This window comes from Octadecabacter sp. SW4 (genome assembly GCF_008065155.1).
Classification (GTDB): Bacteria; Pseudomonadota; Alphaproteobacteria; order Rhodobacterales; family Rhodobacteraceae; genus SW4.
This window is the reverse complement of record NZ_CP042819.1, coordinates 513,224-526,688: the sequence shown is the minus strand read 5'-3', so window position 1 is coordinate 526,688 and position 13,465 is coordinate 513,224. Positions and strand designations below refer to the sequence as shown.

Genomic DNA, 13,465 nt, shown 5'->3' with positions numbered 1-13,465 from the left:
CGCCGTGCATCGACAGACCGCCCCGCCGGGCTGGCGATTTGGCCAAGTGATGCGCCCCGTTCTGACGGAGGACGTGCTTGGCCACCATAAAGTGCCACGCGCCAAGGTCAGATCGCCATCCGGCGGTCTGTCGATGCACGGCGCGCGTTGCGTCTGGGTCTAAGGCAGCGCCACCGTCACTGTATCGGCGCTCCAGCCGTCCACATTGCAGCGGGTGCGGATCATGACCGCGGTTGCGCCCGCGGGGATCACCACGCCTGACAGGCTGCGCGTAAAGGGCTGTTCATCCACATGCGGGTGCACCAATTCGCGCATCCCCAGCCGGGTGCCATCGGCGGCCAGAACCTCCCAGCCGTCAGCATAATGATCCCACCCCGTATCGGGATGGGTGATGGTCACGTCAAAGCGGGCTGTGTCGCCGGACGCCGTGACCGTAACGTCGATCGCTTGCGGTGCATCGGCCCAGACAGGTGCCGCACCAAGGGCCATCAAGGCCAGGAAGAGCTGTTTCATTCAGGGATCATAGCAGCACAGCCTGCTCAGGTCTTGCCCTGACCCATCACGATATCGCGTGGAAGCGATGCAAACTCGCGCTGCCATAGCAACCAGACGGTGGCCGCCGTTGCCGCGATCAAGGTCCAGGGGCCGGGCAACCACGCCAGCGCCCCCAGCGCGAAATACATCGACCTGAGACCGCGATTGAAATTCACGGCCGCGCGGATGTTCAGTTCAGCCGCCATCGCCGCACGCGGCTTGGCACGCGGATCCGCCGGATCATTGGGCACCGAGGCCATCATTACCGTGCAATAACCAAATACCCTGTTCGCCCAGACAAATTTCAAAAACGCATTGGTCAGGAACAGGGCCACCACCAGCAGTTTGATCTGCCAGACATAGGTCGGGGTGGTTCCTTGGCTGAACTCCTGCGCGACACCGCGCAACGGGTCGGTGTTGCCTACCAGCGCCAGCACACCCCCAATCGCCAACAGTGAGGTTGACGCGAAAAACGCCGTGCCCTGACGCAGGCTCGTCATGACTTGTGAATCGAAAATGCGCGGGTCGCGGTCAACGAACACCTGCATCCATTCACGGCGATAATCGGACATGATCATCGTGACCGAGGGGCGCTTGAGCGACGGGTGTTCAATCCGCCAGCCGATGGCCAGCCAGGCGCACAGCAACAAGATCACCGCCGCAATATCGGGCCAGGTCAAAAACTGAAGATAAGTCGCCATGTCCATAGCGGCACCTGCCCTAAAACGGCTTGACGACAACAACCCAAAGGATCGCGATCACACCCAAGACGCTGATTTCATTGAAAATACGCAGAAACATATCGCTTTCGCGGAACGTGCCGCCCCGCGCACGCACAACCATCACACCGGTGTAGGCATAGTGCAGCGCCAGCAGCGTCACCAGCGCCAGCTTGAACCAGACCCAGGTGGGATAATCCCACGTCCAGCCCAACCAAAGGCCCGTGATCAGCGCAATGACACCCAGACCGGCGGAAAAGCGATATAGCCGCACGGTCAGATCACCGGTGGGGCCAAATTCGCCCAACCGCGCAAATTCGCGCTTCCAGTAGATCAGCGCGCGCGGCACCGCAAAGATCGAGGTCATCCACCCCATCACGGTCAGAATATGTATGATCTTGAGCCAATCCATAGCGCCTGATTGCCCTGCCCACACGACCACCGCAAGGTGTGACAGGGGGTGCTGTCGAATCTCTTGGCAAAACACCGCATATTGGTTATAAATGTTTACCAATTCCGCAAGGAGAGCCGTCATGGACATGCCAACACCCGATGCAACCATCATCGCCAGAAAGGCTGCCGTGGTCGAACGGTTACAGGCCGTGCTCCCCAAATCGGCGGTCATTCACGAGGACCGCGAGGTCAAAGCCTACGAATGTGATGCGTTGACCGCCTACAAATGTCCGCCGCTTTGCGCCGTCTTGCCCGCGACCACCGCCGAAGTCGCCGCCGTGCTGCGGATTTGCCACGACATGGGCGTGCCGGTTGTGCCGCGCGGCTCTGGCACCTCGCTGGCAGGCGGGGCCTTGCCCACCGCCGATAGTGTGATCCTTGGGGTTTCGCGCCTGAATGGCGTGATCGAAACCAACTACGATGATCGCTATATCCGTGTCCAATCCGGGCGCACCAACCTGTCGGTGACAGGTGCTGTTGAACAGGACGGGTTCTTTTACGCCCCCGACCCGTCCAGCCAGCTGGCCTGCGCCATTGCAGGCAATATCGCGATGAATTCCGGCGGCGCGCATTGTTTGAAATACGGCGTGACCACCAACAACCTGCTGGGCGTCACGATGGTGATGATGGACGGCACCGTGACCGAAATCGGTGGCGCACATATGGATGCGGCGGGCCTTGATCTGCTGGGCCTGATCTGCGGCAGCGAAGGGCAGTTGGGTGTCGTGACCGAAGCCACCCTGCGCATCCTCCCCAAACCCGAGGGCGCGCGCCCCGTGTTGATGGGGTTTGATGACAACGAGGTCGCGGGTGCCTGCGTGGCCGATATCATCAAGGCGGGCGTCCTGCCTGTCGCCATCGAATTCATGGACCGCCCCTGCATCGAAGCAACCGAGAAATTCGCCAAGGCGGGGTATCCCATGTGCGAGGCCTTGCTGATCGTCGAGGTCGAAGGGTCCGAGGCCGAAATCGACGAACAGCTTGGCATGATTCTGCAAATCGCGCGCAAACATAACCCCGTCGAACTGCGCGAGGCCAAGGACGCAGACGAGGCCGCGCGCATCTGGCTGGGCCGCAAATCGGCCTTTGGCGCGATGGGCCAGATCAACGATTACATGTGTCTGGATGGCACGATTCCGGTGTCGTCTTTGCCGCTGGTCCTGCGCCGGATTGGTGAATTGTCAAAGCAATACGGGCTGGCTGTCGGCAACGTGTTTCACGCGGGCGATGGCAACATGCACCCGCTGATCCTGTTTGATGCCAACAAGCCCGGCGATCTGGAACTTTGCGAGGCGATGGGCGCGGATATCCTGAAGCTTTGCGTCGAAGTCGGCGGTTGTCTGACCGGCGAACACGGCGTGGGCATCGAAAAGCGCGACCTGATGAACGTGCAATTCGCGCCCGACGATCTGGAAGTCCAGATGGCCGTCAAGGATGTGTTTGATCCCGCCTGGCTGCTTAACCCGGCCAAGGTGTTCCCGCTGGGCGCCAGCGAAACCCGCCGTATCGCTGCTGAATAAAGGCCCGTCATGACACCCAAATCCGAAACCGAACTGGCCGCCGCGATTGCGGATGCCACAGGGCCGCTTCACATCACCGGCGGGGGAACGCGCCCCATTGGCAACCCCGTTGTTGGCGCGGCGCTCGGCACTGCCAAGCTCAAGGGTATTACCCTTTATGAACCCGGCGCGCTGACGCTTGTGGCGCAGGCGGGCACCCCCTTGGCGGATATCGAAAAGGCGCTCGCGAAGGAAAATCAGCGCCTTGCCTTTGAACCGATGGATCACCGTGCCCTGCTTGGCACCAAGGGCACGCCAACGATTGGCGGTATCGTCGCCGCAAACGTATCCGGCCCGCGCCGTGTGTCTGTTGGGGCCTGCCGCGATCACGTGTTGGGCGTGCGCTTTGTCGATGGACGCGGCACCGTGATCAAGAACGGTGGCCGGGTGATGAAAAACGTCACCGGTTACGATCTGGTCAAGCTGCTGACAGGCAGCTACGGCACGCTTGGGGTGCTCAGCGAAGTCTCGCTCAAGGTGCTGCCCCGCCCTGACACCAGCGCCACGATCACGGTGGCGATTGACGATGACGCGCGCGCCGTGGCTGCCATGTCAGCCGCCCTTGGGTCGCCCTTTGAAGTGTCCGGCGCGGCCCACGATCCGGCCACGGGCCAGACCCATCTGCGCATTGAAGGGTTTACCGGATCGGTCGCCTATCGCAGCGAACAACTGTCCAAACTGCTTGCCCCATTCGGCACAACGACCATCAGCGAGACGCAGGAAAGCGATGCAATCTGGACAACAATCCGCGATGTCACGCCCTTTGCCGATCAGGACGGCGATGTCTGGCGCGTGTCATTGAAACCATCCGACGCGCCCGCTGCGGTGGCGGGGCTCTCAAAGAAGGGTGCGCTTTACGATTGGGGCGGCGGCCTGATCTGGATGCTGACAACGGCGGGCCACAACCTGCGCGCCGAACTGGGCGACAGGGCGGGCCACGCCACCCTGATCCGTGCCAGCGCAGAAACCCGTGCCGCCCTGCCAGTTTTCCACCCTGAAAACCCGACCGTCACCGCCCTTTCGGCAGGCCTACGCGCCCGGTTTGATCCGCGCGGCATTCTCAACCCCGGAGTCATGGGCTGATGCAAACCACATTTACCGACGCACAACTGCAAGACCCCGCGATCCAGCGCAGCAACGAGATTTTGCGCGCCTGTGTCCATTGCGGGTTTTGCACGGCGACCTGCCCGACCTATCAGGTGCTGGGTGACGAACTGGATAGCCCGCGCGGGCGGATCTACCTGATCAAGGACATGCTGGAAAACAACCGCGTGCCCGATGCAGACACCGTGAAACACATCGACCGCTGTTTGTCCTGCCTTGCCTGCATGACGACCTGCCCCAGTGGCGTGCACTATATGCATTTGGTCGATCACGCCCGCGCCTATATTGAAAACACTTATAAACGCCCTTTGACGGATCGCGCCCTACGCTGGATTCTGGCCCGGATTTTGCCTTATCCCATGCGGTTTCGCGTGGCGCTTCTGGGGGCCAAGATCGGCAAACCCTTTGCCCGCCTGATGCCTGACGCGCGGCTGCGCGCGATGCTGGAAATGGCCCCGAAAACCATCCCGCCAGTGTCACGCAACGATGATCCGCAGACCTTTCCAACCACGAACAAGAAGATGCGCGTGGCGCTGATGACGGGCTGCGCGCAAAAGGCGCTCAACACCGATATCAACGATGCGACGATCCGCCTGCTGACCCGGCTGGGGGCCGAAGTTGTGGTCGCCAAAGGCGCCGGGTGCTGTGGCGCGCTGACCCATCACATGGGCAAGGAAAGCGAAAGCCACGCCACGGCGGCGCGCAATATCCGTGCATGGGCGGCGGAAATGGACGGCGGCGGGCTGGATGCGATTGTGATCAACACCTCGGGCTGTGGCACGACCGTCAAGGATTACGGCCATATGTTCCGCAACGACCCGCTTGCGGCTGATGCGGCGCGGGTCAGTGCCATCGCGATGGATGTCAGCGAAGCGCTGATGAAGTTGGACCTGCCCGAAAGCGCACCAAAAACCACCAAAGTCGCTTATCACGCGGCCTGCTCGCTGCAACACGGCCAACAGATCAAGACCTTCCCAAAAGACCTTCTGAAACGCGCCGGTTTCACCGTGCTGGAACCTGCCGACAGCCACCTGTGTTGCGGATCGGCTGGCACCTACAACCTGATGCAGCCTGAAATTTCAAAGCAGTTGAAGGCGCGCAAGGTCGATACCCTCGAAGCGCTCACTCCCGATATCATTGCCGCGGGTAACATCGGCTGCATGATCCAGATCGGTGGCGGGACGGACGTGCCGATCGTGCACACGGTTGAACTGCTTGATTGGGCCACGGGCGGGCCAAAACCGCCCGCCCTGACCGCACCGGGCAAACGCGACCCAAAGGTGCCGATCCTGCGCTGACCGCCCCATTTGTGCCACATCTTTTTGCTACGCGACGACCAACAAAGGTGAGGCGATGCGGCAATTCTTTCTAACTATGGTGTTTTTGCTTGGCGTAGCGCTGCCTGCGCAGGCCGAGGAAACCGCGCTGGAAAGCATGCAAACCGCCGACGCCGCGCGCGGCTGGGAGGCCGTGGGCCGCCTTGATATCGCGGGCAAGGGTTTTTGCACCGGCGCGTTGATCGCCCCCGATCTCGTGCTGACGGCGGCGCATTGCCTGTTCGATAGCAGCAAAGCGCAGGTCGATCCCGCAGGCATCCAGTTTCTGGCGGGTATGCGCAACGGGCGCGCGCTGGCCTATCGCGGGGTGCGCCGCACGGTAGTGCATCCAGCCTATGTTTACCCCAGCGTGGTCGATACAAGCATCGTGCGCTACGATGTCGCCCTGCTGGAGCTTGACCAGCCGATACGCTCGACCCAGATCACGCCCTTCGAAACAGCCGGTGGCACAGCGGCGGGCACGCAGGTCGGCGTTGTCTCCTACGCCTTCGACCGGTCAGAAGCGCCCTCACTGCAAGAGGTGTGCGATATTCTGGGCGAACAACAGGGCATGATCATCACGACCTGCGACATCAATTTTGGCAGCTCCGGCGCGCCGATTTTCCGGATCGACAACGGCATTGCGCGGATTGTCTCCGTGGTGTCGGGCATGGCGGAGGTGGACAGCGAAATGGTCTCTTTCGGGCCGGTTCTCATGGAATCATTGACCTTGCTGCGCGCTGAACTGACCGCCGGGGCGGACACGTTTCAATCGACCCCGCCGCCACAGGTGCGCGTGATTGCCCCGGGCGAACGCACGCAAACCGGTGCGAAATTTGTGCGCCCCTAGGGGTCTTGAAAGCCACAAAACCATCCCCAAATAGATGATACAGCACGCCAAAGACGGGTGCTGTGACGACCTGCCTGTCCCATGAGGGAAGGCATAAACACTTGGAATCGCTTGTGAAAGGATACCTACCCATGCGAACTTTTGACCTTGCACCACTGCATCGTGCCACCGTTGGCTTTGACCAGATCACCGACCTGATGGATCGGGTTCTCTCCAATGACGCCGGCACCCAAAGCTACCCCCCTTACAACATCGAAAAGACCGGTGACGACGGCTGGCGGATTTCACTTGCCGTGGCCGGTTTTGGCGATGAAGACCTGTCGATCGAGGTGCGCGAGAACGCTCTTCTGGTTTCGGGCCGCAAGTCCGAAACCGAAGACGACCAGAACCGCAGCTATCTGCACCGCGGCATCGCCACCCGTGCGTTTGAACGCCGCTTTCACCTTGCCGACCACGTCCGCGTGACTGAAGCGAGCCTTGAAAACGGCATGCTGCACATTGATCTGGTGCGCGAAGTGCCCGAGGCGCTGAAACCCCGCCAGATCGCGATTGCCTCCTCGGCCAGCAAAAAGGCCGATGTGATCGAGGCCGATAAGGTCAACTAACCTCTTATTGGTCAACTTTTGACGGGCGCGCGGTCCTCCCACCGTGCGCCCGTTATTGCGTTGGAACGCGTGCCAAGCCAGAAAACTCTCACGTGAATTGCAGTACTAGCCAATGTCAGCAGTGAGCCCTTAACGGAAGTGTTGGATTCTTGCTGCGCGCGCACGCGGCGTCGATATTGCTGCGGCAACAAAGTTATACATGCCGCAGTGCAGGGGCAAGACCGGTCATTCATGTGATCTACAGCAATAACCAGGCGCTCAAGAACAAAGCCACGCCACGGGGCAATGTGTAAGTTCGCTGTGAATTGACCCTTATGTCTTGCTCGCAGCCCAAATTGCTCCGCGGCGGATCATCTCGGTGACCTCGGGCACCTTGAGGTCGTCCAATTCATGCCCGATCGAGCAGTAGAATACGCGCCCCTTGTCCCAACGACGGATCCATGTGACGGGCATGACGGTTCCCTCAATCCACCAGAGGTGGTCGCCTGAAAACGTCGTTGTGGCCAGCACGCTGTTCGACGGGTCCGTCAGCATATAGTATTGTTCCGATGTGATGCGGAAACTGCGGATGCCTTCGACCAGTGGGTGATGCGGCTGGCAGATCGTCACGTCGTAATCGATGTAGTCTTCCTTGGGCTGCAAGTTATCGGGCCAGCCGGGGGGATGGGCGACGAACTGGCCGCCGATCAGAAAATGATAGGTGGGACGGTCGCGAAACGCGTCGCCCATGTGGCCGTGCCAGCCGACCAGACCGCAGCCATCGCCGATGAGCTTCAGCAGGCCGTCCTCTTGGCGCTTGGTCATATTGCCGAATTCTTCTTGGTGGCCGGAGCGGGCGGAGGACCAGATCGGGGTGATCAGATCGACATCGGCCATATCTTCCGGGCGCTCCAGCGGTTCAAGCGTGTCGTGCACGATCACCTCAAAGCCATTGGTTTCAAGAAGATCGCGGTACCAATCGGCGAAATCCATGGGCGCGTGGCCTTCCCAGCCACCGACGAAAAGAACTGCTTTCATATCTTGTTCTCCCTCATGAATGTCAAGATTGAGGCCATGTCGCGGGCGGCATAGCCATCCGCTTCAGCCTGTCTGAGAATGTCCAAAGTGCTCAGTCCCTGCGGCATATCAGTGCCGAGTTTGTGGGCCAGATCGGCGGTGACTTCCATATCCTTGCGGGCCAGTGCGACGGTGAAGGTCACCGCGTGGGCGGCCTCATTCAGGTAAAGCGGGCGGCGGTATTTCAGCATTGGCGCGCAGGCGGCCGACGCTTCGATGACGTCAAAGGCGGCCTTCGGTTCGATGCCTGCGGCCTCGGCCAGGGTCATCGCCTCGGCCAGGGTCTGGTTGATGCCATGTATGAGCGAATTGACCGCCAGCTTCATCACCGCGCCGCTGCCCGTTTGACCAAGGCAGAGGGTTTCTTTGCCCATTGCATCAAACAGCGGGGCGAGCGGTTTGGCGTCTTGCGGCGTGCAACCTGCCATGATGACCAGCTGCGCATCGGCGGCGGCCTGTGTTGCGCCGGAGACCGGCGCGTCGATCACGCACGCGCCCTCAGGCACGCCTTGGGCAAGCCGTTGAATGTGATCGGGGCTCATTGTGCCCATCTCGACATAGGTTTGCGCCGTGCCGGCGAAGAGGCCGTCAGGGCCAAAGTGAACGCTTTCAGACGAAGGATCATCGGCGAGCATGGTGAGCACCACATCCACAGAGTCTGAAAGTGCGCTTGGGCTCGGCGCGGTTGCGCAGCCCAGTTCTGCCGCCAGCGCGTCGGACTTCTCAGGTGAGCGGTTCCAGAGTGTGAGCTCAAAACCAGCACCCAACAGGTTGCGCGCCATATGTGCGCCCATCCGGCCCAGCCCGACAAAGCCGACCCGCATCACGCCACCTTTTCGGTGTCTAGACCGGATATGGCCGCGATGAGGTTTTCCTCTGTTACCTCTTCAGAGGTGAAGGTGCGCATAATCCGACCCGAATACATCGCAACAATACGGTCGGCCACGTGGAGCACCTCAGGCATCTCTGAACTGATGACGATTACCGCGTAGCCCTGTGCCGCCAACTCGCGAAGCAGGTTGTGGATCTCTGCCTTCGATCCCACGTCGATACCGCGCGTGGGTTCGTCTACGATCAGCACGTTGGGGCGCATCGACAGCCATTTTCCGATGACGATCTTCTGCTGATTGCCTCCCGAAAGGTTCCCCACAGTCTGTTTCCAGCCCGGTGTCCTGATGTCCAGCTTGTCGCGATATTGATCAAAGATCGCGATCTCGGCACCATCGGCGACGAAAGGACCGGACTTCAGGTCATCAACTTGCGGCAGGGTCATGTTATCGCGGCAGTTCATCCCCAAAACGAGGCCCTGTCCCTTACGGTCCTCAGGCACAAGCGAAATGCCCCGTTCAATCGCATCATGGGGCGCATTTATTCGCACCTCTTCGCCATCTAGCAAAATCGTACCCGCAGATGGGTTGCGAAGGCCAAACAGTGTTTCGGCAATTTCTGTGCGGCCTGCCCCGACAAGTCCATAAAAACCTACGACCTCACCGCGCCGTACTTCAAAGCTGACATCCTGATAGAGATCACCGCAACTCAGCCCGCGCACTTCAAGCGCGACATTGCCCAATTCATGATGGGTTTCGTTGCGGCTGAGGTCGAGCTTGCGCCCGATCATCATATGGGTCACGCCCTCTTCGTTGGTGTCGCGCGTGTTGACCGTGCCTTGGTACTGGCCATCGCGCAGAACGCTGATCCGGTCGGTGATCTTGAAGATCTCTTCCATCCGGTGGGAAATATAGGCAATGCCGACACCTTGCGCCTGCAAGTCCGAGATCACCTCGAACAGAACAACCTTTTCGGCGTCTGTCAGCGAGGCGGTCGGCTCATCAAAGATCACGGCCTTTGCATCTACCGTCAACGCGCGCGCAATTTCGACCATCTGTTGGTTGGCGATCGAAAGGTCACCCACACGCGTCTTTGCTTTGAAGCCAACCTTGAGCTTCTCAAGGATCGCGTTGGTCTTGGCCTCAAGTTCGGTCCAGTCGACCAAACCGAACCGTTTGCGCGGCAATTCGCCCAGATAGATATTCTCGGCCACGGAAAGCTCATCCGCGAGGCTCAGTTCCTGATGGATGAAGACGATGCCTTTGGCCTTCGCATCCAACGGGCCAGACATGACGACCGGTTTCTCGTCCACGATGATCTGGCCTTCGTCGGGTTGGTGAATGCCGCCGAGCACCTTCATCAGCGTTGATTTTCCGGCGCCATTTTCGCCCATCAGGGCATGCACCTCACCGGGCAGGATCGAGAGAGAGACACCATCAAGGGCACGCACACCCGGAAAGGTTTTCACGATCCCCTCCAATCGGAGAACAGGGGTTTGCTCGGTCATACCTTCAGCTCCTCTTTGCCTTTCACGTTCAACTGACGATCAAGGAACAGCACGACGATCAGGATCAGACCGATCACAAGGTTCACGGTGGATGTGTCGGCGCCGATATGGGCAAGACCCTTGCGCAAAAGCTGGATCGCGATAACGCCCCCGAACGTCGAGACGATTGAGCCTGCCCCGCCTGTCAGCTTGGTACCGCCCAGCACGACGGCGGTGATCACCCACAACTCGTAAAGCTGGCCATCGTTGGGATTGACCGATCCGGATTCCGAATAGAAAACCACGGCGGACAGCGCTGCGAGGAAACCGATGATCATGAAATTGATCATCATGTGCGGACCGACGCGGATACCGGCGTTGACCGCCGCTTCGCGGTTGTTACCGATGGCATAGGCGTTGCGGCCATGGACCGTACGGTTCATCAGGAACCAGATCGCCGCGGTCACGATCAGCAGGAACCACGTCGCGGTGTGCAGGCCAAAGAATTGCGCCTCGGCGAAGTCGACCAGCGTCCAGTTGAGATTGCTGGTCGGCTGCTCTCCATTGTACATGAAGACCAACCCGCGATAGCCCAACATAGAACCAAGCGTCACGATGAAGGCGTCCACTCCGGTCTTCCACACGATCAACCCATTGATCGCACCGAGAACCACTCCGGTCAGCAGCGCGAGAGACCAGGCCACGGGAATGACCCAATTTTCGAGCCCTGCGAACATTGTCCACGACATCGAATCCAGCAGGATGATGGCGCAGATCGCGTAGATCGCCCCGACAGATAAGTCGATATTTCCGTTCACCATGACGATTGTCATGCCCATGGCAATGATTCCGATAGGCGCGGATTGCTTGAGCAGAAGCAGCATGTTGTCCGCGTCCATGAAGGCCTTATCACTGACCGAGAGGAACTCGCCCGCCACCGAGAAGAAGATCAGTTCGAGAACGATGAAACCCCAGATGGCACCGCCCTTTAAATATTTCGAGAGTTTTCCAGATTGCATAGTCTTCCCCCTTACGCGATCGGCGACATGAGCTTGCCGCGCTTGGCTGCAATATCGAGCCAGACCGCGAGGATAATGATGATCCAGGTCACCACGTACTGTACCGAGAAATCAAGCCCGACCAGTAAGAGACCGTTCTGAATGAACCCGAGGATCAGCACGCCGATCACGGTCTTGAAGATTGTCCCCGAACCACCCAGCAGCGATGCACCGCCAAGAATGACTGCGGCGAGTACTTCAAGCTCTAGCCCTTGCCCTACAGTATTTTGCGACCCCATGGAGCGGCTGGCCTGGATAAGACCGGCCGTGGCCACACAGAACGCACTCATAATGTAGCAGAGGAAAACCACGCGTGCCCGCCGGATGCCCGAGAAGGTCGCCGCCGTACCATTACCGCCTACGGCGTAGACTTTTCGGCCAAACGGTGTCTTGGCCAAGATAACTCCGAGCAAGGCCGCTAGCGCAATGAATATCAGGATAGGCGTTTGAATTCCCATGATATTACCTTGCCCGAAGATGGCAAACCACGTGCCTTCCTTGTCGGCGATATCCATATTCTTGCCGCCCGAATACGTCAGCGTCAGCCCGTGGATGGCCGAAAGCATCCCCAAAGTGACAATCAATGAATTAAGCTTGAGATAGCCAACGAGAAACCCAATGAAGGCCCCCAGGAAGAGCGTCATCGCAAACATGGCAGGGATAGCAAGGGTCGGCCCTAGTTTGTCGTGAAGATCAAGGACAACGATGGTCGAAAAGGACATCATCGACCCTACGGAGAGATCGAGATTGCCGCTGATAACGACAAAGGTCACACCCAGCGCCATCACGCCCAAAATGGCCGAAGACCTAACCACGTTCTCAAGATTATCGAGGGTCAGGAACCTAGGATTGGCAATCGTGAACCCGATTATGAAAAGCGCGAAGGCAATCAGGATGCCCTGCTTCGCCAGAAACTTTCCGATGTCCTGCTTCGTAAACTCAGCCATTAGTTCCTCCCGCGAACCGCGTTTTGCGGCCCCAAGTTGTTTTTCTGTCCAACCTGCCGAAATCCCTCCCCCGGCATGTCAGATCAAACCAGCGTCATACCCCCGTCGATCATCACGATCTGGCCTGTCATGTAATCGCTTTCCGGCGCAGCCAGAAACGTGGTCGTTCCAATGATATCTTGCGGCTTTGCCACGCGGCCGCGCAGGATTTCAGCCGAAAACTCCTCCATCGCCTGACCTGGCCGTTCGGCTGCGCCAATCTCCATCAAGTCCTGATCGACCTGTTCCCACATCTCGGTCGCAACCACCCCAGGGGCAAAACCTGTGACCGTGATATCGTGCTTTGCCAAATCGCGGGCGCCCGATTGGGTGAGCGACACGACGGCAAATTTACTGGCACAATACGGGGCCACATTGTCAAACCCCTGTCGGCTGGCGATCGAGGCGGTGTTGATGATCTTGCCGCCTGTGCCTTGGGCGATCATCTGGCGGGCCGCTTCCTGCATGCCGATCATACAGCCCAACCCGTTGACCCCCATAATGAAATTCCAGTTATCTTCGGTGACATCCATAAAGTTCATCGGCCGGTTGACGCCTGCATTGTTGAAATTCACATCCAGCTTTCCAAACGTCGCGACCGTATGGTCGATCATAGCGCGAACCGCGGACCGGTCTGTCACATCGACCTGTGCGTGGATCACCTTTTTGTCCCCATATGTCTTCCGGTTCAGGTTAGCGACTTCGGAGACCCGATCGCCGTTAATGTCGGCAAAACAAACGCTTGCCCCTTCCGCCAGCAGCGCCTCGGCGATAGCTCGACCGATACCTTGCGCGGCCCCCGTAACAATACACGACCGCCCAGAGACTCGACCCATTGGCCCTCTCCTATACCTGAAATTCTTTTTAAATCATAAGGGGTTCGAGTGGGAGGGGGGCCGCAGCCCCCTTCC

At 59.3% G+C, this 13,465-nt stretch carries 14 protein-coding genes; 5 read left to right on the top strand and 9 right to left on the bottom strand.

Translation table 11 applies throughout. The annotated features are described in order from the left end of the window. Positions 1 to 159: 159 nt before the first annotated feature. The 3 genes from FTO60_RS02715 to FTO60_RS02705 are packed head-to-tail and all read right to left on the bottom strand — an operon-like array spanning position 160 to position 1,665. Positions 160 to 513: a hypothetical protein gene (locus FTO60_RS02715; RefSeq protein ID WP_148054529.1), complete on the bottom strand. Its 354-nt coding sequence runs from the start codon at positions 511 to 513 to the stop codon at positions 160 to 162. A 26-nt stretch (positions 514 to 539) separates the two neighbouring features. Beyond that, positions 540 to 1,241 (bottom strand): DUF599 domain-containing protein, encoded by a 702-nt coding sequence (locus FTO60_RS02710; protein ID WP_148054528.1) that lies wholly within the window; start codon positions 1,239 to 1,241, stop codon positions 540 to 542. Positions 1,242 to 1,254: 13 nt separating this feature from the next. Further along, positions 1,255 to 1,665 carry a CopD family protein gene (locus FTO60_RS02705; protein WP_148054527.1) on the bottom strand — a complete coding sequence of 137 codons (411 nt, stop codon included), beginning with the start codon at positions 1,663 to 1,665 and terminating at the stop codon, positions 1,255 to 1,257. A 121-nt stretch (positions 1,666 to 1,786) separates the two neighbouring features. Between FTO60_RS02705 and FTO60_RS02700 the strand changes: the two genes are divergently transcribed. The 5 genes from FTO60_RS02700 to FTO60_RS02680 all read left to right on the top strand — a co-directional run bounded on the left by FTO60_RS02700 (position 1,787) and on the right by FTO60_RS02680 (position 7,140). Next, positions 1,787 to 3,226 (top strand): FAD-linked oxidase C-terminal domain-containing protein, encoded by a 1,440-nt coding sequence (locus FTO60_RS02700; protein ID WP_148054526.1) that lies wholly within the window; start codon positions 1,787 to 1,789, stop codon positions 3,224 to 3,226. 9 nt (positions 3,227 to 3,235) lie between these two features. Beyond that, entirely contained in the window at positions 3,236 to 4,348 is a 1,113-nt protein-coding gene (glcE, locus tag FTO60_RS02695; RefSeq protein ID WP_148054525.1) for a glycolate oxidase subunit GlcE, read from the top strand. Next, positions 4,348 to 5,667: a glycolate oxidase subunit GlcF gene (gene glcF, locus FTO60_RS02690; protein ID WP_148054524.1), complete on the top strand. Its 1,320-nt coding sequence runs from the start codon at positions 4,348 to 4,350 to the stop codon at positions 5,665 to 5,667. The genes glcE and glcF overlap by 1 nt, the downstream gene beginning before the upstream one ends. A 55-nt stretch (positions 5,668 to 5,722) precedes the next feature. Further along, entirely contained in the window at positions 5,723 to 6,535 is an 813-nt protein-coding gene (locus tag FTO60_RS02685; RefSeq protein ID WP_148054523.1) for a serine protease, read from the top strand. Between the two features lie 131 nt (positions 6,536 to 6,666). Then, on the top strand, positions 6,667 to 7,140 hold the full coding sequence (locus tag FTO60_RS02680) for an Hsp20 family protein (RefSeq protein ID WP_148054522.1): 474 nt from the start codon (positions 6,667 to 6,669) through the stop codon (positions 7,138 to 7,140). Between the two features lie 312 nt (positions 7,141 to 7,452). Here FTO60_RS02680 and FTO60_RS02675 read toward each other — a convergent pair whose 3' ends face one another. From FTO60_RS02675 to FTO60_RS02650, 6 genes are all read right to left on the bottom strand, one after another. Beyond that, entirely contained in the window at positions 7,453 to 8,157 is a 705-nt protein-coding gene (locus FTO60_RS02675) for a ThuA domain-containing protein (RefSeq protein WP_148054521.1), read from the bottom strand. Then, positions 8,154 to 9,020 carry an NAD(P)-dependent oxidoreductase gene (locus FTO60_RS02670; RefSeq protein WP_148054520.1) on the bottom strand — a complete coding sequence of 289 codons (867 nt, stop codon included), beginning with the start codon at positions 9,018 to 9,020 and terminating at the stop codon, positions 8,154 to 8,156. Before FTO60_RS02670 ends, FTO60_RS02675 begins: the two co-directional genes overlap by 4 nt. Then, complete coding sequence (locus FTO60_RS02665; RefSeq protein ID WP_148054519.1) at positions 9,020 to 10,531, bottom strand: sugar ABC transporter ATP-binding protein; 1,512 nt, start codon at positions 10,529 to 10,531, stop codon at positions 9,020 to 9,022. The genes FTO60_RS02670 and FTO60_RS02665 overlap by 1 nt, the downstream gene beginning before the upstream one ends. Continuing rightward, entirely contained in the window at positions 10,528 to 11,529 is a 1,002-nt protein-coding gene (locus FTO60_RS02660) for an ABC transporter permease (RefSeq protein WP_148054518.1), read from the bottom strand. The genes FTO60_RS02665 and FTO60_RS02660 overlap by 4 nt, the downstream gene beginning before the upstream one ends. Positions 11,530 to 11,540: 11 nt before the next feature. Then, positions 11,541 to 12,515, bottom strand: coding sequence for an ABC transporter permease (locus FTO60_RS02655; RefSeq protein WP_148054517.1), 975 nt, complete (start codon positions 12,513 to 12,515; stop codon positions 11,541 to 11,543). Between the two features lie 83 nt (positions 12,516 to 12,598). Beyond that, complete coding sequence (locus tag FTO60_RS02650) at positions 12,599 to 13,390, bottom strand: SDR family oxidoreductase (RefSeq protein ID WP_148054516.1); 792 nt, start codon at positions 13,388 to 13,390, stop codon at positions 12,599 to 12,601. Between the last annotated feature and the right edge of the window lie 75 nt (positions 13,391 to 13,465).